Genomic DNA, 24,806 nt, shown 5'->3' on the forward strand with positions numbered 1-24,806 from the left:
AGCGGAGCGCGCACTGGCGGGCGCCTCTGCTACACTGCCGCCGTCTTCACTTTTACACTGCTCCCATGTCCGCCACGCCAGTCCTCACGCCCCTGAAAAGCGCTTTCCAGCAATCGCGCGCCGAGAATAACATCGAGCTGATTCTGCCCGAACTGCTGGCCGCGCAATTGCATGTCATCATCGGCGGGCAAAGCGAGCAGATCGACCTGTTCCTCGTGCCATCGCCCAATCCCGAGCGCCAGTGCGTGACGGTGGCGGAAGACTTGGCTTTCCTGGCGGGTATCGCCTTCCCCAAGATTCCCGTCACGGGCGCGCAGCTGATCGCTTCGATTCCTCCCGAGATCGAGATCGTCCTCCTGCATGGCGATGGCGCCAATTACCTGACGCGCGAACAACTGGCGTGGTTCCGCGGCATGCTGGCGCCCGACGCTTGAGCGCTAATCGCGCCAGGCCTTGCAAGCCGGCGCGCGCCGAATGGATCCGTTTTTCGCCTGCTGACGATGCCAGCTCGCATGCGGCGATGATGGCCAATCTGCGTCCCGTGCTGTGGCGCAGCGTGCTGCTGGGTGGCTGCGCCCTGATCCTCGCCTTTGTCCTGCAAGCCGTCTGGCGCGATGTGTCGTACGCGGGCGAGGCAGTGCTGCTGCTCCTGCCGGCGCTGGTCATCTGGATCGTCGGCCTGGTCCTGCTGCCGGATACCAATCTGTCTTTTCATGTCGAGATCAACGACGCTGGCCTGTTGCTGCGCCGGGTGGCGCGGCGCTTGCCCGGCCATGAGAGGGAGCTGCAGCTGGCGCCGCAGCAGATACGCGAGCTGGAGGTGGTCAGCTACGCGGGCCCGGTGGATGTCTACCGCGGCGGGCCACCGATGGCGCGCCTGGAGCTGCTGCTGCACACGACCCTCGGCGACTGCCCGCTGATCCGCGTGGTCGGCATGGATTTGCCCGTGCCGCAGCGCTGGTCGTTGCGGCAGATTAAGGACGAGCTGAGCCGCCGTTGTACGCTGGCCGGTATCCCCGTGGCCGTGCGGGCCGGTCCTTCCTATCAGGCATCGTCCGCAATACGCGCCCAGTGGCCGTCAGCCTGAGCGGCGGGGCCTTGTCGCATCAGTGCCGCAGAATGTTGCTTTTATTGCCATGATATTGCTGAAGTCCTATGAATATGTTCGCAAAGCAACTATACTCATGGCTCTTTAAAAAATCATCGTCACGCTGGCGGCCAGACATCCGCGCCAGAGTTCGTACGCATTCCGCTTTTTCATTGTGTAAAAAGCACCTTTCCCCCGCGCGGCAGGCGCGGGCGTGATGACCGAGCCTTGCCCTGGTCGACTGCTACCGTTGTCATTTCCGCTGTGTTGCCGCTTTAGTAAAAGGCGTGGCACCGGCACGCGCGGTGCGCCGTCATGTTTTACGACGTCACGTTTCACTCACCTTATGCCACGACAGTATGCTTAGTTCCATGTTTGATGTATCGGACAATACGCTTGCCTATATCTATGGCACGCACAATGCCTGGCTGGTGCTGTTTTCCATCGGCATCGCCATTTTCGCCTCCTTCATGGCCCTGCAGATCGCCGGTATGGCGCGCAGCAGCGAGCGGGGCTTCCAGCGCCAGACAGCCATCATCACGGGCGCCATCGCGCTCGGCGGCGGCATCTGGTCGATGCACTTCATTGGCATGCTGGCCTTCGACATCTGCACGCGCGTGTCCTTCGAGCCCAGCATGACCCTGCTGTCCATGCTGCCAGGTGTGGCCGCTTCGTGGGTGGCGCTGCACTTGCTGGCGCGCCCGCGCATCAGCTGGCGCCAGCTGGTGGTGGGCGGCGTGCTGGTGGGGCTGGGCATCGGCTCCATGCATTACAGCGGCATGGCCGCCATGCAAACCTCGCTGACCCTGCATTACCAGCCGTGGCTGTTCGTCCTGTCGCTGCTGGTGGCCGTCGTCATGGCCATGCTGGCGCTGTGGATACGCTTCGGCCTGAATGCCTTGCGTCAGCGCCTCAGTCCGCTGGCGGCGCTGCTGGTCAGCAGTGTCGTGATGGGCCTGGCCATTTCCGGCATGCATTACACGGGCATGCTGGCGGCGCGCTTTTCCGGCACGCCCACGGCAGGCGCGAACACGATTACGGTACAAGCCTCGTTCGTGGCCCTGGCCGTGGCCCTGATCACCGTCACCCTGACCGTCTTTGTGGTGGCTGCGAACGGCTTGCTGCGCTACCGCCAGTTGCTGCGCCATGCCAGCGCCAGCGAGTCGCGCCTGCGCGCCATCGTCGATACGGCGGCCGATGGCCTGATCACCATCGATGGCCAGGGCCAGGTCCGTTCCTTCAATCCCGCCGCGGAACGCCTGTTTGGCTGGCGCGAAGCGGAGATCGTCGGGCGCGACGCCAGCGTGCTGCTGCAGCCGGCCGACGCCGCCGAGTACGAAGGCTATCTGCGCGACTATCTGGAAACGGGCGCCTCGCGCATCCTCGACAGTGGCCGGGAACTCGATGGTTGCCACAAGGATGGCGCCGTACTGCCCATGCGCGTGGCGATCGGCAAGATCGACACGCCGGGCCAACCCCTGTTCGTGGCTTTTGTCACGGATATGCGCTCCTCGCGCAGCATGGAGCAGGCGCTGAAGGACAGCGAGCGCCAGTACCGTACCCTGATCCGCAATATCCCCGGCGTGTCCTTCCATTGCAGCTTCGGGCCCGAATGGAAGATGATTTTTATCAGCGATGCCGTCTTCAACCTGACAGGCTGGATGCCGCAGGACTTCATCGAAGGGCGGGTCAGCCTGTTCGACCTCGTGCATCCCGATGACCGCCAGCGCGTCAACGACACTTGCGTGCAGGCTGCCGGCGAACGGCGCGATTTCGAGAACGTCTATCGCCTGATCCACCGCGATGGGCGCGAGCGCTGGGTGCGCGAAAGCAGCGGCCCCGTGCTCGACAACGATGGCGTGGTGCGCTGGATCGACGGCGTCATCCTCGACATCACGGAAAGCGAATTGCGCAACGCCGAATACGAAGGCAAGGTGACGGCCATCTCGCGCGCGATGGCCGTCATCGAGTTCGACCTGCAGGGACGCATCCTGGCGGCGAACCAGAACTTCCTCGACCTGGTTGGCTACCAGCTCGACGACGTGCTGGGCCTGCACCACAGCATCTTCTGCGAACCGGGGTATGTCACCTCGCCGGACTACATTGCGTTCTGGCAGCAGTTGGCCAATGGCCAGTTCAACACGGGCGAGTACAAGCGCATCGACAAGCATGGCGGGGAAGTGTGGATACAGGCCTCGTACAACCCTATCTTCAACACGGACGGCAAGCCGTTCAAGGTGGTCAAGCTGGCCACCGACGTGAGCGAACGGCGCGCCATGCAGGAAAACCTGCGCGCGGCGAAAGACCGCGCCGAACTGGCCGCCGAATCGAAGACCAGCTTCCTGGCCAACATGAGCCATGAAATTCGCACGCCGATGAACGCCATCATCGGCTTTACGGAAGTGTTGCTGGGGACTGCCCTGGACAGCCTGCAGCGCCGCCATCTGGGCACGGTGCGCCAGTCGGCGCGTTCGCTGCTCGAACTGCTCAACGACATCCTCGACACGGCCAAGCTGGAAAAAGGCGCCACCGAGCTGGAACTGGTGGACTTTTCGCTGCCTGACCTGGTCGACCACGTGGCGGCCTCCCTGCGCGTCACGGCGCAGGCACGCGACCTGGTGTTGCATGTGGATGTCGATCCGGGCATGGGCCAGTTCTTCCTGGGCGACGCGCGCCGGGTGCAGCAGGTGCTGACGAATCTGATCGGCAACGCCGTCAAGTTCACGGAAGTAGGCCATGTGCGCGTGGCCGTCGCCATGCAGGGAGAGCAGGTGCATATCGGCGTGCACGATACGGGCATCGGCATCCCCGCCGACCGCCTGGACAAGATCTTCGCCCCGTTCACGCAAGCCGATTCCTCGATGAGCCGCCGCTTTGGCGGCACGGGCCTGGGCACGACGATTTCGCTGCAATTGGTCGAACTGATGGGGGGTACCATCACAGTGGAAAGCACCTTGGGCGTGGGCAGCGTGTTCCACGTGCTGCTGCCGCTGGCGCCGGGCAAGGCTGTGGCGCGCCGCAGCGAGCAGCCCGTGGTGGCCTTGCCGCCGCTGCGCATCCTGGCGGCCGACGACGTGCCGCAGAACGTGGAGCTGCTCCTGATCAGCCTGGGCGCGGCCGGCCACCAGGTGATCGCCGCCAGCGATGGCGAGAGCGCCGTGCGCGAGTTCAGCAAGGGCAGCTTCGACATTGTCCTGATGGACGTGCAGATGCCGCGCATGGATGGCCTGGAAGCGACGCGCCTGATTCGTGTGTACGAGCGCGAACAGGGCCTGAAGGCGACGCCCATCATCGCCCTGACGGCCAGTGTGCTGGAACAGGACCGGCGGGCCGCGCAAACGGCGGGCATGAACGGATTCGCCTCGAAGCCGCTGGAAATGCACAAGCTGACGGCGGAAATCGCCCGCCTGCTCGATATCGCCGTGGCCATGCCGCCGCCGGCGGCGGGCGCGGCGGCGCGTGCCGCCGCCGGCCAGGTGGACTGGCAGCGCGGCATCGCGCTGTGGGGCGGCCGCGAGCCCTTGCAGCGGGCTATTACCCGCTTCGTGCAGGCCAATGGCGATTGCGCCGCCATGCTGGCCGCGGAGCTGGAACGTGGCGGCAGCAGCGTGGCTGGCCACCTGCTGCACCGTATCAAGGGCGCGGCGGGCAACCTGTGCCTCGTGCAGGTGGAAAGCCTGCTGGGACGCATCGAGCAAGCGATCGCGCGCCAGCTGCCGGCGACCGAATTGCTGGTGCAGCTGGCGGCCGCCTTCATGGCGCTCGCCGGTGAGCTGGAGGCGGGCGCCGAGGCGCCTTTGGTGTCGCCCGTTGCCATGCCAGCGCCGGCTGCCAGCGCGCCGCTCGATGCGCCCGCCGCTGACGCCTTGCTGCGGCAAGCCATCGCCAGCCTGGAAGGCGGGCAGCTGGACGACGTCCTGATGGCGCAGATCGCCGCCATGCTGGCGCCGCACGGCCAGCAGCAGCGCCTGCAGGCGCTGGCCAGTGCCATTGACGACTTTGAATTTGCGCGTGCAGCAGGCGTGCTGCGCCAGTTGCTGGCGTGGCTGGCAGCACCGGCACCTGCCGACCTTTCCTGATATTGGGCTAACGATGACCTTACACGAAGAAAAACCGATCCTGCTGCTGGTGGACGACGAAGCGACGAATCTGCAGGTGCTGCGCCAGATCCTGCAGGACGATTACCGCCTGCTGTATGCCAAGGATGGCGAGAAGGCGCTGGAACTGGCGCAGAACAACCCCGTCGAACTGATCCTGCTCGACATCATGATGCCCTCCATGACGGGCTATGAAGTGTGCCGCCAGCTCAAGGCCATGCCGGCCACCGCGTCCATCCCCGTCATTTTCGTCACCGCCCTGTGCGACGTGAAGGATGAGGCGGATGGATTTGACGCCGGCGCCGTCGACTACATCACCAAACCGGTCAGCCCGCCCATCGTGCGCGCCCGCGTGCGCACGCATTTGTCGCTGGTGGACGCCGAAGAATTGCGACGCTCGCGCCTGCAGGTGATCCAGACCCTGGGCCAGGCGGCGGAATACAAGGATAACGAGACGGGCATGCACGTCATCCGCATGAGCTATTACGCGCGCCAGCTGGCGCTGGCGGCCGGCTACAGCGCGGGCAGGGCGGAAGACCTGCTCAACGCGGCGCCCATGCACGACGTGGGCAAGATCGGCATCCCCGACGCCATTTTGCAAAAGCCGGGCAAACTCGATGCGGACGAATGGAATGTCATGCGCCGCCATGCGGAAATCGGCGCGGCCATCATCGGCGAGCACGCGGGCGGCCTGTTGAAAATGGCGCGCACCATCGCCCTGACGCATCACGAGAAATGGGATGGCAGCGGCTATCCGCACGGCTTGAAAGGCGAGGAAATCCCCCACGAAGGCCGCATCGTCGCCATCGCCGACGTCTTCGATGCGCTCACCAGCGAACGTCCGTACAAGCCCGCCTGGACGGTATCGGACGCGATCGCCACCATGCAGCGCGACAGCGGCACGCACTTCGACCCGGACCTGCTGGCGCTGTTTGTGGAACACTTGCCGGCCATGCTGGAGATCAAGGACAAGTGGCGCGAGCCGGCGTAGAACGATGGCACTCGCCTAGTCCGGCAGCCTCAAAATCCGCCGTATTTCCAGGATCGCCTGCGGGCTTTCCTGCACGCTGTGCCACGAGGGGATGACTTTTTCCGACAGCGCGCCGTCGAGGTGGGCGCTGGCGTAGGGCACTACGCCGTCGCTCGATTCCGCCAGCGGCAGCTCGGGCGTATCGTTGCCCATGATGGAGTAGTAGCGCACTTTCGGGCTGATGGGCAGGTCGGCCACCAGGCGCACGAACGGGTCCTTGTCGCTGAGGTTATCGATGCTGTTGGGGATGCGCAGCGGTTCGCTGCTGCCCGTGTCGAGCTGCGCCAGGCTGCCGGCCGCGTCGGACAACTGGTCCAGCATGGTGATGGGCAAGGTGACGAGGTTGGCGATCCAGCGCGCCACCTTGTGATTGGCGAACGAGGTGCCGCGGTGCGGCGCGGCGATGAAGATGGCGCGGTTTACCTGCGGCATGGCCGTGAAATTCAGATAGGGCGCCAGCCCGGCGCGTACTTTTTCCGCCTTCTTGCCCTTCAAATTGTATTCTTCCGTGATGGCGTCAAGCAGGGTGTTGCTGGCGTCCGAGACCATCAGGCGCGCCAGCACGCCGCCCATGCTGTGGCCGATCAAGACCATATCGTTCGCGGCATCGGCCTTGGCCGAAGGGTCGAACTGCGCCAGCGTGGCTTGCAGTGCCTGGCGGATAGCGGCGTTGTTGGCCGCCAGCGGCGCATTGCTGGGGTAATACACCTGCCAGATCTGGTAGCGGCGGCGCAGCTGCTCGTCGCCCATCAATTCATTTGCCACATTGATCCACGCTTCCGGACTGCTGGCCAGGCCGTGCAGCATGACGATGGTGCGCTTGTTCGGGTCGTAGGGCTGCATCAGGTGCACCTGCGGGCGCGAAATGCCGTCGGCGCGGCCGAACAGGGTGCGCAGCGCCTGCACGCCGAAGCCGGAACGGGCCAGCCACAGGCCATAGCCGGCTGTGAAATTGGCCGCGACGGGCAATTCCTGGCCCGCCATGCGCGTCGATTCGCTGCGCGTCGGGTCCACCAGCATCACCATCAACTGCTGCGTGGCCAATACCTCCTGCAGGCTGTTGCCGTCGAAGCGGATCAGCGCCGTGACGACGGGGAAGCGGGTTTCCTGGTAGGGCACATACTCGCCTTTCGATGCGCCTGGCTTGGGCATGACGGCGACGAGGTCGGCGCCGAAGCCGTCGCGCCGGTACACATTGCGCAGGCCGGAAAACGACAGCGAGGTGGCCGGCAGCAGTTCTTCGGGCAGGGTGCCGTCCTCGGGCAGGCGCAGGGCCGACAATTCGCTGTCGATCTGCCAGCCAGCGACGCGGATCACATGGCCGTCGGGACGGTATTCGCCGCGGTGGCGGAACAGGTTGCCGACGGCCTTTTGCACGGCATAGTTATAGTAGTCGCGGATTTGCGTCTGCCGCTCCTCGAAGGCGCGCTGGCCCGGTGTGCGCGTCGTGTAGAACAGGTAGGCATAGGCGTAGCGGGCCGATTCCAGCCAGGCGGCCAGCAATTCGGCGCTGGCATGGCCACCTTGCCTCTCTTCGGCCAGCGCGCTTTCCAGCCACAATTCGGAGAGCGTCGCCAGGCGCTGCTCGTCGCTGAGCAGCTCGGAGCGGGCCAGGTCGGCGCGGCAGCTGCCCGTATTGGCTACACAGGCGGAGATGTCGCTGCCGATGATGCGCAGCACTTCGCTGGCCGAGGCACTGAGTTTTCCCGTGGTGAGGATGTCGCCGCGCCGCTGCTGCAGGTAGTCGGCCGGAGAAATGGCGCTGACGGTGACGGCGGCACAGCCGCTCAGCAGCGCCGCGGCGCATACGAGGGCGCCCAGGCGCAGTCGCCGCATCAGCGAGGCCGGCATCTCAGAACGAGTAGACCAGGGTCAGCGACGTCTGCGTATCCGTGTTTTTCTTGTCGTCCGGTACGCGTGTGTCGTTACGCGCGCTGAAGGCGGCCTTCATCTGCATGGTGCCGTTGATTTTCGTGCTGAGGGCTGTTTCGGCGATGGAGTGGGTATTCGACGTGCCCCGTTCGACGCTGACCGTTTGCGTAAACATCGCCGACTGGCTGATTTTCCATTTCATGGCGGCCGCGCCGCGCACCGTCAGGCCGTGCTCCGATTCGCCCGTGTCGTTGGTGCCGCTGAAATAGCCAGGACCGAATTCCACGTCGACGCTTTTGTCGCTCGACTGATACCAGCGCGAGCCATGACCGACGGCCAGGGTCGAGTACTTGGTGTAGGCGCCGAACTTGTCGTTCACGTGCGAGGCCAGCACGAACAGTTTTTCATGGTCGGCCATCAGCTTGTAAGCGGCCTTGGCGGAGGCGGAAAAGCGTTCGGCCGAGCGTTCGCGCACTTTCTCGCCGTCGTCGTTGGTCGTTTCGTCTTCCTTGAAGTAACCGCTGAAGATGTACTGGTTGCTCCAGTCATCGAGTTCCTGGCGCGCGTCGATCTTGCCCGTCACCGAGGTGCCGACCGTATTGCCCGAGGTGGTGATGGCGCCCAGTTCGGCGGAGGTGCTCCAGCTGCCGATGGGAATTTCATCGAACAGCATGGTTTGTTTGGTGTCTGCAGCGGCGGCGCTGCCGCAGGTGATGGCCATGGCCAGCGCCAGTGCGAGAGAGTGGGTCGATTTCATGGCTGTATTTGTCTGTGGCGCGCGCCGGGCGCGCCTGCTGTTCGTTAGTGGCAGTGGTGGCTATGCAGGCTGCGGCAAGCCGGGCGGCGCCGGTTAAAACATGTGGACATGCGCGCGCAGGCGCGGCCAAACATTGTCGAGGCTGTATTGTACCCGACCCTGTCATCGTTTGCCGCACGCGGCGGCGCGCACGAATGCTGCTATATTATGGGAAATATTGCAAACCTGGCATGCATGGATGATGACGATGAAAATGGTACGCAAGCTTGTCCCCGTGGCCTGGCTGTGCCTCGCGGCGCAAGCCGGCGCGCAAGCGCTTGACGCCGCCTCCGTCCCGGTCCCGCAACTGACGCAATCGATGATACGCGATGCCGTGCGCGCTGTGCTGGCGGAAGAGGCGCAGGTGCGCGACGCGCTGCCGCAGCCGGCCATGCAGCAGGTGACGATACGCGCCGACCGGAAGTATGAACAGTTTGCTGCCGCCTTTGCCGAGGCGAAGGTGCCTGACTGCCTGCATGCCGATGGCTTGAAGCGCCAGCCCACCAACATCGGCCCGATCGGTATCGGCGGCGTGTATGCCTTGCCCTTCGTGGCGATCGCCAAGCTGCGCGGAAAATGTAACTAGGCCGGAATGTCCCGTGGCGGCACGGGCTCGCGACGGGGCTGGCAAGTGGCGCGCGCCTGGCGTATGCTGCATCTGTTTACTGTCCCGATCTTTACAAGGAATTCCCCGTGCGCTGCCTGGTCATCGAAGACGAAGCCGAAACTTCCCGTTACATTTGTGCCGGCCTTCGCGAGGCCGGCCACGACGTCACCGCCTGCGACAATGGCATCGACGGCATGCGCCTGGCCTGCGGCGAAGACTGGGATGCGCTGGTGCTCGACCGCCTGCTGCCCGGCGAGATCGACGGCCTGGCCATCGTCGCGCGTCTGCGCGGCATGGGCCGCAACACGCCCGTGCTGGTGCTGTCGGCCCTGTCCAGCGTCGACGAGCGCGTGCGCGGCCTACGCAGCGGCGGAGACGATTACCTGTCCAAGCCGTTCGCCATCGCCGAACTGCTGGCCCGCATCGAGGCGCTGCTGCGGCGCGCCGCGCCCGTCCCCGAATCGACGCAGTTGCAGGTGGCCGACCTGGTGCTCGACATGCGCACTATGCGCGTGACGCGCGCCAACCGGCAAATCGCCCTGCAACCGCGCGAATTTCGCCTGCTGGAATACCTGATGCGCCACCAGGGCCAGTCCGTCACGCGCGCCATGCTGCTCGAAGCCGTGTGGGATTACCATTTCGACCCGCAGACGAACGTCATCGACGTGCAGGTGAGCCGTTTGCGCACCAAGGTGGACAAGGAGTTTTCGCCGCCGCTGATCCACACGGTGCGCGGCGTCGGCTACACCCTGGGCGTGATCGATGGTGCGTAACTGGCACCGCTCGATCGCGGCCCGCCTGGCGCTTGGCTATGGCGTGCTGGTGGTCGTGTCGATCAGCATTGTCTGCGCCGTATTCTATTTTGGCACCATCGGCGTGCTGGATCGCAGCGTGGACCGCAAGCTGACCCTGCTCTCGGAGCGCCTTGCCGCGCTGTACCAGCAGGGCGGCAGCAACCGCACGACGGCGGAAATCGCCCATCTGCTCACAGACCGCACCGACAGCGACACGGAGATCTTCTTGCTGGTGGACGCCGATGGCCGCCGCGTGGCGGGCAATCTGTCGTCCTGGCCCGACCTTGCCAGCCCCGTCGGCCGCCTGCTGCACCGCGACGTCACGCGCGAAGGTCGCAGGGTGCCCGCGCGCATGCTGATCCGCGACCTGGCGGACGGCGCGCGCCTGTTCGTTGGACGCGACATGGAGGAGGGCAAGTCGATCCGCTCCCTGGTGCTGCGCTCGCTGGCCTATGGCGGCGGGGTGGCCATCTTGCTGGTGGTGGCAGGCGCCTGGCTGTTTCGCCGTCAGATCGAGGCGCGAATCGGGCAAATCCGCCGCACGGCGGGAGAAATCGAGGCAGGTGACCTGAGCCGGCGTATTCCCGTGGCCAGCGAGGATGAATTCGGCTTGCTGAGCCGCGATATCAACCGCATGCTTGATCGCATCGAACACCTGATGGAAGGCGTGCGCCACGTGTCGAACGCCATTGCGCACGACTTGCGCACGCCGCTGGCGCGCATCCGCAACAAGCTCGATGGCGCCTTGCGCCAGCAGCAGGGCGTGGCCGGCTTTGAGAGTGCGGCGCAGGCGGCCATCGACGACATCGACGACCTGACGCGCGTGTTCGACAAGCTGCTGCAGATCGCGGCCGCCGAATCGGGCATGCGCCCCGAGAATTTCGATGACATCGACCTGCATCAGATCGCTGCCGACATCGTGGAAATGTACGAGGCGACGGCCGACGAGCAGGGCGTGCTGCTGGTGCAGATGTATGGCGAGGGCGTGCCGGCGCGCGGCGACCGCAACCTGCTGGGCAGCGCGCTGGCCAGCCTGGTCGACAACGCCATCAAGTATGCGGGGCCGGGCGCCACGGTGGAAGTGTCGGCCGGCAGCGATGAGCAGGGCAGCTGGCTGGCCGTGCGCGACAACGGCCCCGGCGTGCCAGCGGAAGAACTGCCGAAGCTGACGCAGCGTTTTTACCGGCTCGACAAGAGTCGCCACCTGCCCGGCAATGGCCTGGGCCTGTCCATCGTCGCGGCCATCGCGGCCCTGCATGGCGGCAGCCTGGAGATCGAGGATGCGGCGCCGGGCTTGCGGCTGCGTTTCAGACTGGACGGTTTTGCTATCCGCTAAGCCAGCCTTGCTAGTCGCGATATTTTTTTGACATAAGTGTTGTCATATTTTCTTTTTAATAAAATATCATGATATAATTTTGATACTTTTTGTGGCATCGCCATTTGACGGTGGATCCTGCCCGTCGTCGGGAGGCTGCATCGAGTGATCGCCATATCTGCCTGGTTTTCATTGCTGGCGCGGTGCGCCAGTTCGACAGGCGGATATCGGGGGTAAGCATGACTGGTGCTGGCATGAAGAATGGCCATTTCAGCGGCCGTATCGTTTCTCTCGATGGCTTGCGTGGTCTGGCCGCGCTGCTGGTCGCCGTGTATCATCTGCCGTTCATCTTCGGCTTCAAGGTCACGCACGCCTATTTGGCGGTCGACTTCTTTTTCATCCTCTCCGGCTGGGTCATGGCACATAGCTATGAAGAGCGGATCCGCCTTGGCATGCCGTTCAGAGCCTTTCTGCACAACCGCTTTGCAAGGCTGTATCCGCTGTACGCCGTCGCGTTAGTGGCGGCCCTCGCCGTTACCGTGATCAAGAGCCGCATCGGCACCATGCCGGCTAACATCGCATGCTTCGTGCCCAATGCGCTGATGCTGCCCTGCCTGCAGGATGGCGTGTCTACCTTTCCCTGGAACGGACCTAGCTGGTCGATTTTCGTCGAGGTGTGCATCAATCTGATCTGGTTCCCTGCCGTCCGCATGGGCATGCATACTTTGCGCTGGAAGCTCGCGCTGCACCTTGGCTCGGTGCTGCTGCTATGGGGATTCGCCGTCTGGATGAACCGCTACCTGGCCGGCTATGAGTCGGACGACCTGCACGAAGGCTTGCTGCGTGGCCTGCTGGGCTTTGCAGGCGGCTTGCTGTTGTTCCAGTGCCGCATGCATGCCTGGATACTGGCCTATTTTGCGGCCCTAACGCTTGGCGTCTTTGGCGCCTTTTATGCGGTGGGTGATACCGCCGATGTCATACCGCTGGGCATCGTCGTGATGGGCGTATTACCTGGGACAGTATGGCTCGCCGCCAGGCTGCGGCCGGCGATACTCGAGGGCCGGGCGGCAGCCTTTCTGGGCGACTGCTCGTATGCCATTTACTTGCTGCATGTGCCGCTGGTCATGCTGCTGCAAAAGCCGCTGCGTCTGATGTTTCCGGGCACGGGCATAGCGGACTACATGATGAAGGCGGCGATCTTCACCGCCATCCTGCTCTTTGTCAGTAACATCAGCTATCGCTTGCTGGAAGTGCCGGCACGGCGCTGGCTGCTGCAGCGGCTCAAGCGCGGCCTCAGGGTGGCGGCAGCCGGCTCCGTACCATAATGTGCTTGTGCGCCAGACGCCAGGTCGACATTACCAACTTGTAACCCCCTTCGTTTTCACCTCCCCCTATCATTCGCTCTACCCCGGCATAGAGCGGCTGCGCACGCGCAGCAGCCTGTGACGGGCTGTTTGCGGCCGTCGCCGCGTCCCGTTCAGTAGAGTCGTTCGCATGCATACTTTTAGCGCCACCGGCGACAACGCCGCGCCGCAGCAGCCGGCACTGCGTCCGCACGGACACCGTATCAAGGCCGCCCTGGGCGCACTGGTCTTTCCCCTGCAGCGCGCGCGCTGGCAAGCCTTCATTGCCGGCACGCCGGGCCTGGCGGCGCTGGCGCAAGCCCATCCCAGCATGTTGTATAAAATTTACCGGCCCTACGCCAGCCGCCAGTTTCCCTGCGCGGCGCGCGTGGAGCTGTTGCGCGGGCATTACCGCTTCCTGTGGCAGGCTGGCGCGCGGCCGCTGGTGGAGTACGCGGCGCGGCGAGCGCTGGTGCTGGCCACCATCGAGGGCAGGGATGGTGCCACCTACCGCTTGCAGCTGACCGCTATCCACGACAGCCACCGCGAGGGCGACCTGTGCCTGCGCCTGACGCGCGACGGCGTCTCGCTGTATCTGGCCGGTTTCCTGTTCCGGCCGCAGACTGGCGGCTGCGCCATCCAGCTGGGCGCCTTGCAGGGCTTGCGCTCGCCCGCCGGCGCCCAGGCGGTGAAAGAGGCCACGCGGGCGCTGCACGGCTGCCGGCCAAAAAATCTGATGGTGGCCGCCTTGCGCGACCTGGGCGATTTTTTCGGCTGCGGCCATCTGGACCTGGTCAGCAATGCCAACCGCATCGCGCTGAACTGGCGCCGGCGCCGCCACATCTCCTGCGACTACGACCTGGCATGGCAGGAACTGCATGCGCTGCCTACCAGTGACGGCAATTACCGCCTGCCCTGCGGCCCTTGCAGGATGCCGGATCTGGAGCAACTGCCGTCGAAAAAGCGTGCCGAGGCGCGCCGCCGCGGCGCCATGCTGCTGCAGCTGGCGGCGGACATGCGCTGGCAAGTGACGGCTTTGCTTCACGCGCAATGAAGGCACCCGACGGCATTTTTTGACCTGGGCGGCTTTTTTGCCGGACGGCCCGGCGCAACCGGCGTGATCGGCGTATACTTATCGGCGTTCCCAACCTGAAGCCAGTCATCCCATGCCAGCACACTACCCAACTTCGCGCATGCGCCGCCTGCGCGCGACCCCGCAACTGCGTGAGCTGTTCCGCGAGACCGAGATCAATCCGCGCGACCTGGTCCTGCCGATCTTCGTCGACGAAGGTTCCAGCGATTTCATCGACATCACGTCCATGCCCGGCGTGCGCCGCATTCCCGAAGCGAAGCTGGCGCAGGAAGTCGAGCGCTACGCGCGCGCCGGTCTGCGCTCCGTGATGACCTTCGGCATTTCGCACCACAAGGACAGCCACGGCACGGACACCCTGAACCCGGACGGCCTGGTGGCGCGCATGTCGCGCATCATCAAGGACGCCGTGCCGGAAATGGTGGTCATGTCCGACACCTGCTTCTGCGAATACACGGACCACGGCCATTGCGGCATCCTGCATGGCGACACGGTCGACAACGACAGCACGGTGCTGAACCTGGGCAAGCAGGCTGTCATCGCGGCCCAGGCGGGCGCCGATATCATCGCGCCATCGGCAGCCATGGATGGCCAGGTGGCAGCCATCCGCAGCGCGTTGGATGCAGCCGGCTTCCACGACACGCCCGTCATGGCGTATTCCACCAAGTTCGCTTCCGGCCTGTACGGCCCGTTCCGCGATGCGGCAGGCAGCACGCTGAAGGGTGACCGCAAGACCTACCAGATGGACCCGATGAACCGCCGCGAAGCCATCCGCGAGTCCTTGATCGACGAAGCCGAAGGCGCCGATGCGCTGATGGTGAAACCTGCCGGCGCCTATCTGGACATCATCCGCGACCTGCGCGAAGTGACGCGCCTGCCGATTGGCGCCTACCAGGTCAGCGGCGAGTACGCGATGATCAAGTTCGCCGCGCAGGCGGGTGCGATCGACGAGCGCCGCGTGGTGCAGGAAACCCTGGGCGCCATCAAGCGCGCGGGCGCGGACATGATCTTTACGTACTTCGCGATGGATGTGCTGAATAATCCGTATTAAGCATTTCCCCGTCAATTATCTTCACCCCCAAAGCAAGTTCCGGGGTCAGACCCGCCGGGTCTGACCCCAGCATTCACGCCGTTGGGTATTCTTAGCTTCCCATGCCCCTGAAAATCTCCCGCATCCTGCACGCCGGCTATGTCTTCGAATGCGAAGGCACGGCCATCGCCTTCGACGCCATCGTCGAAAATCCGTTCAGCCGCAACTGCCACGCCTTTCCCTCCGTGCGCTTCGACCTCGATGCCGTGCGCCGGCTGCGCTGGGATGCCGTCTTCATCTCGCACTTCCACGACGACCACTGCTCGCTCGACAGCCTCGATGTGCTCGACCGCGCCACGCCCATCTACCTGTACTGCGTCTTCGACGAACTGTTCGCCATGCTGCGCGCGCTGGGGTTTACCGCTGTCGAGCGGCTGCACGTCGACGTGCCCGTGCGGGTGGGCGCCATCGAGGTGATCCCGCGCCGTGCGCTGGACGACGATGTGGACTCCCTGTTCCAGGTGCGCGCCGCCGGCCTGAATGTGCTCAACGTCGTCGATTCCTGGATCGGCCCGGAAACCCTGGAGCAGCTGGCCGCCTTCGCGCCCTGGGACATGGTGCTGTGGCCGTTCCAGACCATGCGCGAGATCGCCGTCATCGCGCCGTCGCTGGCAACGCGAGGCCCAGTGGATTTGCCAGATGACTGGGTGCCGCAGCTGCAGGCCCTGGCACCCCGTTACATCGTACCCAGCTCTTGCCAGTTCGTGCAGGAAGACTGGTCCTGGTACAACCACGCGATGTTTCCCATTACCTACCGCCAGTTTGCGCAGGAGATCGGCGCCGCGCTGCCCGGCGTGCACATCTTCCGCCTCGACCCGTCCACGTCCGTGCTGCTCGATGCGCAAGGATTGACGCCGGCCGCGCCGCTGCCCTGGGTCATCCCCGTCGGGCCGCAGGACGTGGATTTTGACTACCGTCCCGATGCGCCGCCGCCCGCCACGGCTGACGTTGCCCGGCGTTTCGCCTCCCTGAGCGCTGCCGACGCGGCGCTGGTGCTCGATTTTTGCCAGCGCGGCTTGCTTGAGCGCTACCGCGACATGGAGCTGTCCGAGGACAGCTATTTCCAGGCGCCGCGCCTGTGGCGATTGTCGCTATATGGCCATGACGGCGCGGCCACCGTGCTGCATTACCGCACGCATGGCGACTTGATCGACCTGGTGCCCGCCACCGGCGAGGCGCCCGGCTGGACCACCGAGGTGCCGCTGGCGAAGTGCCATGCGGCGCTGGTGCTGGGCGAATCGCTGACTTCAATGTACATGCGCATCAACGATGGCCCTTTCGACGCGGCCACGCAGGCCGAGCTGATGGAAGCGGACATCGTCGATGATCCCTTGATCCGCTGCCTGTTCAATGACGCCATCGGCGCCTACCAGGCGGCGCAGCTGAAGCGCTTGCTGGCCCGCTGAAGAAAACGCCGCGACAGGGTAAGATAAGGTTCTCAGATCAAGGAATGAACAACATGACACAAAATAACGAAACCGCGATCCTGGCCGGCGGCTGCTTCTGGGGCATGCAAGACTTGCTGCGCCGCTATCCGGGCGTGCTTGCCACGCGCGTGGGCTACAGCGGCGGCGATGTGGCCAACGCCACCTACCGCAACCATGGCACGCATGCGGAAGCGATCGAGATCATTTTCGACCCGAACACCATCAGCTATCGCAAGATCCTGGAATTCTTCTTCCAGATCCATGACCCCAGCACGGAAGACCGCCAGGGCAATGACCGCGGCACGAGCTACCGTTCGGCCATCTTTTACACGAGCGACGAGCAAAAACGCATGGCCGAAGAGACCATCCGCGATGTCGACGCTTCCGGCCTGTGGCCCGGCAAGGTGGTGACGGAAGTGGCGCCGGCCGGCCCGTTTTGGGAAGCGGAACCGGAGCATCAGGATTATCTGCAGCGCTTGCCGCACGGCTATACCTGCCACTACATCCGCCCGGACTGGGTCTTGCCGCAGCGTCAACAATAAGCGTCACGGGAGGCAGCCATGCGCTATTGGCAGGTAGAGCGGCGGCAGGCGGAAGGGCAGCTGGATCTGGGGCGCGCCCTCGATCTGGTGGCCGCCATCAGCCATGCCGATGTGAATGCCATGGCAAGCGCCATCCTGAAAACGGCCGGCGCGGCCGCATCCATCGCCCAGTGCACGATCTTCGCTTATGAATTCGGCAACCGGCCCCGCACGGTGGCCGTGGCCGACCGGCGCGGCGGGCGTTTTCTGCAGGATATTGCCGACAGCTACGCGCGTCATTACTATGCACTCGACGGCAACCAGAGCGTCATCGCGCCCGCCGCCCGGCCCTACATCGATCCCGCCATCGTGCTGCACCAGCAAGCCAGCGACGAGATCCGCCACCCCGGCTACCGCGCCGTCTGCTATCAAAAACCCAATGTGTCGGACCGGCTGTCCCTGCTGGTACAGCCGGCCAGCGATATCTGGCTGTCCGTCAATTTCTACCGCGACAGCAGCCAGGGCCAGTTCCAGCCCGGCGAAATCGCCGCCATCGAAACCCTGTCACCCCTGTTCGCGCATGCGGCCAGACACCACTACAGCATCAATGGACAGCCCGCGCAAGGCGTCTCGCCCATGATGCTGGCCCGGCTGCGCCAGCATGGCCCGCAATTGAGCAAGCGCGAACTCGACGTGCTGCGCGGCGTGCTTGAAGGGCTCACTGCCGTGGAAATAGCGGAGACCATGGGCGTGCAGCCATCGAGCGTCGTCACCTATCAGAAGCGCGCGTACAAACGGCTGGGCATTGCCAGCCAGCGCCAATTGTTTGCGTTATGTCTAAGCCCGCATGCCGTATAAATGCTAGCGCGCCGTGCATAGGGGGCAGTGCACAAAAATACTGGAATTCAAGGCAATAATGTGAGCATATTGATATGAAAAAAAAGGCTATGCTGCCGGCAGAGTGTTGATGCGCTGAAGCGCCATCAGCAAGGCTGATAGCCAGTGCCTGTCGCCGCGCGCGATCTCCCTTTTCATGGCTCAGGAATCATCCCATAAGGAGTTCATTGTGTCCTCATCTGAATTGAATGCGGTAGAACATGTCTATCTGATCGCCGGCAATCTCGGTCTGCCTGGCGCACCCATCCTGAATCTCGCCCTGTTTTACAATCCCGACGACGGCAGCGTCAGCGGCGAAGCGCTGATCACGCAATCGATCGCGCCACCGCATGGCCGCGTGGTGATCCGTCCCGTCAGCGGCCCCGTGCATGGCCTGGGCCTGGGCAATGCCACGCGCGTCTTCAGCCTGAGCGGCGAATACGTGGTGTCCGTGCCGCCACCGGCCATCGGCAGCTACCTGGCCAAGTTTGAAGCGACTTTCGTGACCGACAACAACTGGAGCGGCCACGGTTCCTTCAGCTATGGCAACCAGAAGATCGACAACGTGCCCATCAAGAAACGCGGTTAGTCCTTTTGGCCAGCGGCTGTCCCCAAAATGGGGACAGCCGTTGGCGTAGTCGTCTGCATACTGTGTCTCAAGCCGGAGCATCCGGCAACTCTCACCCAATAAAATCAACACGGGGAGAGTGACACCTTATGGAGACAAGCATGACCATCGCCCAAGCGGCCACCCCCGCCACCCATGCGCCCGTTCTTGACGCGGCCGCCAATCAGCTGGAACAGCAGGTGATGCGCAAGGTATCGCGCCATTTGCTGGGATTTCTGTTCCTGCTGTTCGTGTTTTCCTTTCTCGACCGCATCAATATCGGCTTCGCCGGCCTGACGATGATGCAAGACCTGGGCTTGTCCGGCACCCAGTTCGGCTTTGCCACCACCCTGTTTTACATTGCCTACATCGCGTGCAGCATTCCCAGCAACATCGTGCTGGCCCGCATCGGCGCGCGCAAGTGGATCGGCAGCATGATGATCGCCTGGGGCCTGGCCTCGACGGCGACCCTGTTTGCCAGCGGTCCGGCCAGCCTGTATGCCTTGCGCTTCCTGGTCGGCGTGACGGAGGCGGGCTTTCTGCCCGGCATGCTGCTGTACCTGACGTATTGGTTTCCCAGCGCCTACCGCGCACGCGCCAACGCCCTGTTCATGATCGCCATGCCCGTCACGGCCGCCATCGGTTCGGCCCTGTCGGGCCTGATCCTTGGCCTGGACGGCCACTGGGGCTTGAAGGGCTGGCAATGGCTGTTCTTGCTCGAAGGCATGCCATCCGTCCTGCTGGGCCTGGCCGTGTACGGCTACCTCGACGATTCGCCCAACAAGGCGCATTGGCTGGGCAAGCTGGAACAGCAGGTGCTGGCGCGCATGCTGGCGGCCGAGCACAAGCCGGCAGCTCCACAAACCGCAGGACAAACGAAAACCTCGGTGCTGGCGGAAATGCTGTCGTCTACCGTGCTGAAATTCGGTATCGCCTATTTTTGCCTGGTCAATACCCTGGCGATGGTTGCCGTATGGACACCCTTGATCGTGAAGAGCTTCAGCGGCGACGCCAGCAACACGAAAATCGGCTTGCTGGCCGCTATCCCGCAGGTATGTACCGTCATCGGCATGGTCCTGTGGGGCCGCCGCTCGGACCGCCTGCAGGAACGCCGCTGGCACATCGTCTGGCCCATGCTGCTGTCGGCCGCTGGCTGGCTGCTGACGGCGTATTCCGGCAACCCCGTGGTGCAGCTGCTGGGCGTGTGCATGGCCTCGACGGGCGCCTATACGGCCATGTCCGTCTTCTGGACGACGCCGGACCGGGCACTGAGCCTGGGGGCGCGGGCCATCGGCATTGCCGTCATCAATGCCACGGGCAATATTGGCTCGGCCCTGAACCCCGTCGTCGTGGGTTGGCTGAAGGATTTCACGCACAGCTTTGCCACGGGCTTGCTGTATGCCAGCGTGCTGCTCGTGGCAGGTGCGGCCATCGTGCTGACCCTGCCCATTGCGCGTACTGGTAAAACACCTTCTTGAAGAGGAAAGCATCATGAGCGACACATTTCACCCCTATCCCCATGTGCCGAAAGTCTATCCGCCTGGCAAGCCGGTGGGCGCCGGCACGCAGCATGTACCGGTACTGATCATCGGTGGCGGTCCCGTGGGACTGGCCACGGCCCTGGGCCTGGCGCGCCACGGCGTGCGCTCTGTGCTGATCGAAGCGGATGATGGCGTGTGCACGGGCAGCCGCGCCATTTGCATCTCGCGGCGCAGCCTGGAAATCATAGGCCGCCTGGGCGCGCTCGACGGCTTTTTGGCCAAGGGCTTGCCGTGGGCGGGCGGGCGCAGCTTTTACCGCGAGGAAGAAGTGCTGCACTTTACGATGCCGCAAGACGCGAACCAGAAATTGCCGCCCATGGTCAACCTGGCGCAATACCATATCGAGCAATTCCTGCTTGACGCGGCCGAACGCCTGCCGGAGCTGATCGATATCCGCTGGCAAACGAAAGTCACGCGCGTGGATCGTCGCGCCGATGGCGCCAGCGTGACGGTGACGACACCGGAAGATACGTATCAAATCGATACGGACTGGCTGGTGGCGGCCGATGGCGGGCGCAGTGCCGTGCGCGAGGCGCTAGGTCTCAAACTGCAGGGCACCAGTTACGAGGGGCGTTATGTGATCGTCGATATCCACCTGAAGAGCGACCGACCGACGGAGCGCCTGGCGTATTTCGACCCGCCGTCGAATCCCGGTTCGACCGTGCTGGTGCACAAGCAGCCCGACGATATCTGGCGCATCGATTACCAGTTGCGCGATGACGAGGACGCGCAGTCGGCCGTGTTGCTGGAAAACGTGGCGCCCCGGGTGGACAGCCTGCTGGCCATGATGGGGGAAACTGCGCCGTGGCATCCCGTGTGGATCACCATTTATAAAGCCAACGCCTTGACCCTGGACAAATACCGGCACGGCCCCGTGCTGTTCGCGGGCGATGCGGCCCACCTGGTGCCCATCTTCGGCGTGCGCGGGGCCAATTCCGGCATCGACGATGCCGACAACCTGGCCTGGAAGCTCGCGTATGTGGTCAAAGGGCAGGCACCCCATGGCTTGCTGGACAGCTATTCGGACGAGCGCGTGTTCGCCGCCCGTGAAAACTTGCGCCACGGCACGAAAAGCACGGAATTCATGGCGCCGCCCACGTTCGCTTTCGAGCTGATGCGCACGGCCGTGCTTGGCCTGGCGGGCAAGCATGCGCACGTGCGCTCGCTGATCAATCCGCGCCAGACCAGCGCCATCACGTATGCGCAGTCGCCCTTGAACGCGCCCGACCCGGATGTGTTCACGGCCGGGCCCGCGCCGGGTACGGTCTTGCCGGAGTGCCCGCTGGCGCTGCCACACAGCGGCGGACAAAAAGCGGGGTATATTACCGATCTGGTACAAGGTGCGGATGGCGACTTTACGGGCTTGTATTTCAGCGAGGATGGCGCCGTGCCCCCGCAATTGCTGGCGCTGCGCGATACATGGCCATTGGCCACCGTGGCGCTGGCCCGTAATCCGGCCGGGGCCAGAGGTGAATTGTGCGCCTGGGACCACACTGCGCAGGTATTCTCATTGTTTGACGCACAGCCAGGCACGTTTTACCTCGTGCGTCCGGACGGCCACGTGCTGGGACGCTGGCGGCAAGTGACGGCGGGGCAGGTGGCGGCAGCGCTGGCGGCGGCCTGCATCGCCCAATCAGAGTAACAAGGAGACAACATGAACGACATCGAACTTGATAATTTATATACTGAACTGTGCCACACCATGGGCGGCCTGGGCGAACAGCGCTCGCCGCTGTTCCTCGCCCGCTTTGCCTTGCTGGCCATGGGCGCCATCGGCAAGGCCGACGTGGTGCAGGGCTTGCTGCGCGACGCTGCCGAGGGCCTGGTGGTGAGCGCATGATAGGGGCCGGCTACCAAAGCGGCTTCGGCAACGAATTTGCCACAGAGGCCGTGTCCGGCGCCTTGCCGCATGGGCAAAACTCGCCGCAACAAGCGCCCCTGGGCCTGTACGCGGAACAATTGTCGGGGACGGCCTTCACGGCGCCGCGCGCGCAAAACCGGCGCTCGTGGCTGTACCGCATCCGCCCGGCCAGCCAGCATCCGCCGTTTACCTTGCTGGCGAATAACAACATCGTCAGCGATTTCCATGCCATGCCCCCCACGCCGCCGAACCAGCTGCGCTGGGACCCGCTGCCGCTGCCCGACAGCAGTACGCCGGTCGACTTCATCGACGGCTGGCACACGATGGCCGGCAACGGCAGCGCCGAAGCAATGAGCGGCTGCGCCATCCACGTGTATGCGGCCAACCGCTCCATGCAGCGCTTCTTTTATTCGGCCGATGGCGAATTGCTTGTCGTGCCGCAGGAAGGCCGGCTGGCAATTGCCACGGAACTGGGCCTGATCGAGCTGGAACCGCAGGAAATCGCCGTCATCCCTCGCGGCGTGCGCTTCCGGGTGACCTTGCCGGATGGCATGGCGCGCGGCTATGTGTGTGAAAATTTCGGCACGGCCTTCCGTTTGCCGGACATGGGGCCCATCGGCTCGAACGGCCTGGCGAATGCACGCGATTTTCTGACGCCGCACGCGGCCTACGAAGATATCGATGGCGAGTGCGAGCTGCTGGCCAAGTTCTGCGGCCATTTGTGGCGTACGACCCTGGACCATTCGCCGCTGGACGTGGTGGCCTGGCACGGCAATTACGCGCCTTACAAATACGATTTGCGCCGTTTCAACGCCATCGGCTCGATCAGCTACGACCATCCGGACCCGTCGATTTTCCTGGTGCTGCAAGCGCCCAGCGAAAACCCGCTCTTGGGCGCCATCGACTTCGCCATCTTCCCGCCGCGCTGGCTGGCCGCCGAGAACACGTTTCGGCCGCCGTGGTTCCACCGCAACGTGGCCAGCGAATTCATGGGCCTGATCCACGGCGTGTACGACGCCAAGGCGGCCGGTTTCGTGCCCGGCGGCGCCAGCCTGCACAACTGCATGTCGGGCCACGGTCCCGATGCGCAGACGTTCGAGAAGGCTTCCCGCAGCGACACGTCCGCGCCCGTCAAAGTGGCCGACACCATGGCCTTCATGTTCGAGACGCGCACCATCCTCAAGCCGACGCCGTTCGCCTTGAATGGCGGCCTGCTGCAAAACGACTATTTCGAGTGCTGGCAAGGCTTGCGCAAGCATTTTGAACCTGATCAAACCTAGATCGGCGCGCGCTTGAGGGCTCCGTGGTGTGCAGGCGAGATTTCCTGCTCCTTTGCTTCAGCAAGGTTACGGCCAGCATTGGACTAGCGTCCGCATATGCAAAATCCGGATAAGCTAGCGCGGCACGATTCGTTCACGCCTGGCGATGGGGCGCGGTATAGTCGGCCCATGGAACTCTTAGCCCACAATTTCAGCAGCGATTTCGCGCGCAGCGCCCACCTTGCCCGCGGCGCGGGCGCTGACGGCGATAGCGAGGCGCTGGTCGCCTTCCGCGACCCACAGCAAATGAGCTTGCTGGTGCGCGCCACGGCCTTTGTCTTTGCCGACCCCCGTTCGCGCCAGTTGCACGAGCTGATCGAGCGCATCGCCCCCAGCGAGGCGACGGTGCTGATCACGGGCGAAACGGGTACCGGGAAAGAGTTGATCGCGCGCCATGTGCACGGCTTGAGCGGGCGCGCCGAGCAGACTTTTGTGGCGATTAACTGCGGCGCGTTTTCCGAAACCCTGGTCGAGAGCGAACTGTTTGGCTATGAAAAAGGCGCGTTTACGGGTGCACAGCAGGGCAAACCCGGCTGGTTCGAGACGGCCAGCGGCGGCACTTTGTTCCTCGACGAAATCGGTGACTTGCCGCTGGCGATGCAGGTCAAGCTGCTGCGCGTGCTGCAGGAGCGCGAAGTGGTGCGCCTGGGGGCGCGGCGCGCCATCCCCATCGACGTGCGCCTGATCGCCGCCACCAATGTGGACCTGGCCGAAGCCGTGCGGGCCGGGCGCTTCCGCGAAGATCTGTATTACCGGCTGCAAGTGATCGGCCTGCCGCTGCGCCCCTTGCGCGAACGCCCGGGCGACATCATGCCGCTCACGCGCCATTTCATGGCCATCTATGCGCAGCGATTGCACCTGGGCGAGGTGGAGTTGGGCCCTGAAGCGCAGCAAGCCTTGCTGGCGTATCCGTGGCCGGGCAATATCCGCGAACTGGAAAACGTCATCCACCGCGCGCTGCTCGTGTGCCGCAGCGGCGTGGTGCGCGCCGAGGACCTGAGTTTGTCGGGCTGGCACCGCGCTCCAGTGCCCGCGTCTACCCCTATTCCTGTACCTGTTCCAGACGCCTGGGCCGGCGGCGCCGATATCGCCTACGCGGCCCACGGCGCGGCCGGCCAGGATGACTTGCTGGCCGCCGAACGCTTCGCCCGCGCCTGGCAAGCCTTGCTCGACTCGGGCGAGGCCGTGGAGTTCGAGGCCATGCAGCAGGCACTGGTGCGCGCCGCGTGGGAGCGCAATGAGCGCAACCAGGTGCGCACGGCGAAGCACCTGAATCTGAGCCGTAACATCCTGCGCACCTTTTTGAAAAAGGCGGGCGCCATCGACTAGGCGCATGACTGATCCCCTGGAGCCGGAACCGCAGTGATGCGGCTCCGGCTTTTTTCATGGCTGTTGCGCGCGCAGCACGCTGCTGCCGGGGATGCAGCGGATTGCTGCCAAATCAACAGTGAAGGGCGCTGGTGGGCGCAAGCGGCATGGCATGTTTTCTGCGAGGAGGGTAGGGCAGGCCAGTGCGCGCAAGTATGGAAAGCG

At 64.2% G+C, this 24,806-nt stretch carries 21 protein-coding genes; 19 read left to right on the plus strand and 2 right to left on the minus strand.

The annotated features are described in order from the left end of the window. Positions 1-65: 65 nt before the first annotated feature. From C8C89_RS16430 to C8C89_RS16445, 4 genes are all read left to right on the plus strand, one after another. The gene (locus tag C8C89_RS16430) at positions 66-434 is read left to right on the plus strand and encodes a hypothetical protein (protein ID WP_133991090.1); all 369 of its coding nucleotides are present in this window, start codon (positions 66-68) and stop codon (positions 432-434) included. Beyond that, entirely contained in the window at positions 431-1,087 is a 657-nt protein-coding gene (locus C8C89_RS16435) for a hypothetical protein (RefSeq protein WP_133991092.1), read from the plus strand. Before C8C89_RS16430 ends, C8C89_RS16435 begins: the two co-directional genes overlap by 4 nt. A 371-nt stretch (positions 1,088-1,458) precedes the next feature. Further along, the gene (locus C8C89_RS16440; RefSeq protein WP_243858043.1) at positions 1,459-5,166 is read left to right on the plus strand and encodes a PAS domain S-box protein; all 3,708 of its coding nucleotides are present in this window, start codon (positions 1,459-1,461) and stop codon (positions 5,164-5,166) included. 13 nt (positions 5,167-5,179) lie between these two features. Further along, complete coding sequence (locus C8C89_RS16445; RefSeq protein ID WP_101481507.1) at positions 5,180-6,175, plus strand: HD domain-containing phosphohydrolase; 996 nt, start codon at positions 5,180-5,182, stop codon at positions 6,173-6,175. A 15-nt stretch (positions 6,176-6,190) separates the two neighbouring features. Here C8C89_RS16445 and C8C89_RS16450 read toward each other — a convergent pair whose 3' ends face one another. Both C8C89_RS16450 and C8C89_RS16455 read right to left on the minus strand, forming a co-directional pair. Next, a complete protein-coding gene (locus C8C89_RS16450; RefSeq protein WP_166674767.1) occupies positions 6,191-8,050 on the minus strand; it encodes an alpha/beta fold hydrolase in 1,860 nt (619 codons plus the stop codon). Between the two features lie 16 nt (positions 8,051-8,066). Further along, complete coding sequence (locus C8C89_RS16455) at positions 8,067-8,843, minus strand: DUF481 domain-containing protein (protein ID WP_101481505.1); 777 nt, start codon at positions 8,841-8,843, stop codon at positions 8,067-8,069. A 238-nt stretch (positions 8,844-9,081) separates the two neighbouring features. Here C8C89_RS16455 and C8C89_RS16460 point away from each other — a divergent pair, with 238 nt between their 5' ends. From C8C89_RS16460 to C8C89_RS16530, 15 genes are all read left to right on the plus strand, one after another. Then, positions 9,082-9,468: a hypothetical protein gene (locus C8C89_RS16460; RefSeq protein WP_133991099.1), complete on the plus strand. Its 387-nt coding sequence runs from the start codon at positions 9,082-9,084 to the stop codon at positions 9,466-9,468. 107 nt (positions 9,469-9,575) lie between these two features. Further along, complete coding sequence (locus C8C89_RS16465; RefSeq protein ID WP_101481503.1) at positions 9,576-10,262, plus strand: winged helix-turn-helix domain-containing protein; 687 nt, start codon at positions 9,576-9,578, stop codon at positions 10,260-10,262. After that, positions 10,252-11,619, plus strand: coding sequence for a HAMP domain-containing sensor histidine kinase (locus C8C89_RS16470; protein ID WP_133991101.1), 1,368 nt, complete (start codon positions 10,252-10,254; stop codon positions 11,617-11,619). The genes C8C89_RS16465 and C8C89_RS16470 overlap by 11 nt, the downstream gene beginning before the upstream one ends. Before the next feature lie 110 nt (positions 11,620-11,729). Beyond that, positions 11,730-12,923: an acyltransferase gene (locus C8C89_RS16475; protein ID WP_243858310.1), complete on the plus strand. Its 1,194-nt coding sequence runs from the start codon at positions 11,730-11,732 to the stop codon at positions 12,921-12,923. A gap of 169 nt (positions 12,924-13,092) precedes the next feature. Beyond that, on the plus strand, positions 13,093-13,995 hold the full coding sequence (locus tag C8C89_RS16480) for a DUF535 family protein (protein WP_133991104.1): 903 nt from the start codon (positions 13,093-13,095) through the stop codon (positions 13,993-13,995). Between the two features lie 112 nt (positions 13,996-14,107). Beyond that, the gene (gene hemB, locus C8C89_RS16485; RefSeq protein WP_096235656.1) at positions 14,108-15,082 is read left to right on the plus strand and encodes a porphobilinogen synthase; all 975 of its coding nucleotides are present in this window, start codon (positions 14,108-14,110) and stop codon (positions 15,080-15,082) included. Positions 15,083-15,183: 101 nt separating this feature from the next. Next, positions 15,184-16,527, plus strand: coding sequence for an MBL fold metallo-hydrolase (locus C8C89_RS16490; RefSeq protein ID WP_133991106.1), 1,344 nt, complete (start codon positions 15,184-15,186; stop codon positions 16,525-16,527). A 53-nt stretch (positions 16,528-16,580) separates the two neighbouring features. Beyond that, complete coding sequence (gene msrA, locus C8C89_RS16495) at positions 16,581-17,090, plus strand: peptide-methionine (S)-S-oxide reductase MsrA (protein ID WP_101481498.1); 510 nt, start codon at positions 16,581-16,583, stop codon at positions 17,088-17,090. 18 nt (positions 17,091-17,108) lie between these two features. Beyond that, positions 17,109-17,927, plus strand: a complete 819-nt coding sequence (locus C8C89_RS16500) for a helix-turn-helix transcriptional regulator (protein WP_101481497.1) — start codon at positions 17,109-17,111, stop codon at positions 17,925-17,927. Positions 17,928-18,135: 208 nt separating this feature from the next. Further along, complete coding sequence (locus C8C89_RS16505; RefSeq protein ID WP_101481496.1) at positions 18,136-18,534, plus strand: DUF1842 domain-containing protein; 399 nt, start codon at positions 18,136-18,138, stop codon at positions 18,532-18,534. A gap of 140 nt (positions 18,535-18,674) precedes the next feature. Then, on the plus strand, positions 18,675-20,030 hold the full coding sequence (locus tag C8C89_RS16510) for an MFS transporter (protein WP_243858044.1): 1,356 nt from the start codon (positions 18,675-18,677) through the stop codon (positions 20,028-20,030). Positions 20,031-20,043: 13 nt separating this feature from the next. After that, positions 20,044-21,735, plus strand: a complete 1,692-nt coding sequence (locus C8C89_RS16515; RefSeq protein WP_133991110.1) for an FAD-dependent oxidoreductase — start codon at positions 20,044-20,046, stop codon at positions 21,733-21,735. A gap of 12 nt (positions 21,736-21,747) precedes the next feature. Next, on the plus strand, positions 21,748-21,933 hold the full coding sequence (locus C8C89_RS16520; RefSeq protein ID WP_133991111.1) for a DUF2783 domain-containing protein: 186 nt from the start codon (positions 21,748-21,750) through the stop codon (positions 21,931-21,933). Continuing rightward, on the plus strand, positions 21,930-23,234 hold the full coding sequence (gene hmgA / locus C8C89_RS16525) for a homogentisate 1,2-dioxygenase (protein ID WP_133991112.1): 1,305 nt from the start codon (positions 21,930-21,932) through the stop codon (positions 23,232-23,234). The genes C8C89_RS16520 and hmgA overlap by 4 nt, the downstream gene beginning before the upstream one ends. A 285-nt stretch (positions 23,235-23,519) precedes the next feature. Next, the gene (locus tag C8C89_RS16530; protein ID WP_243858312.1) at positions 23,520-24,602 is read left to right on the plus strand and encodes a sigma 54-interacting transcriptional regulator; all 1,083 of its coding nucleotides are present in this window, start codon (positions 23,520-23,522) and stop codon (positions 24,600-24,602) included. The last annotated feature ends 204 nt before the right edge of the window (positions 24,603-24,806 follow it).

This window comes from Janthinobacterium sp. 75 (assembly GCF_004365495.1).
Classification (GTDB): Bacteria; Pseudomonadota; Gammaproteobacteria; order Burkholderiales; family Burkholderiaceae_D; genus Janthinobacterium.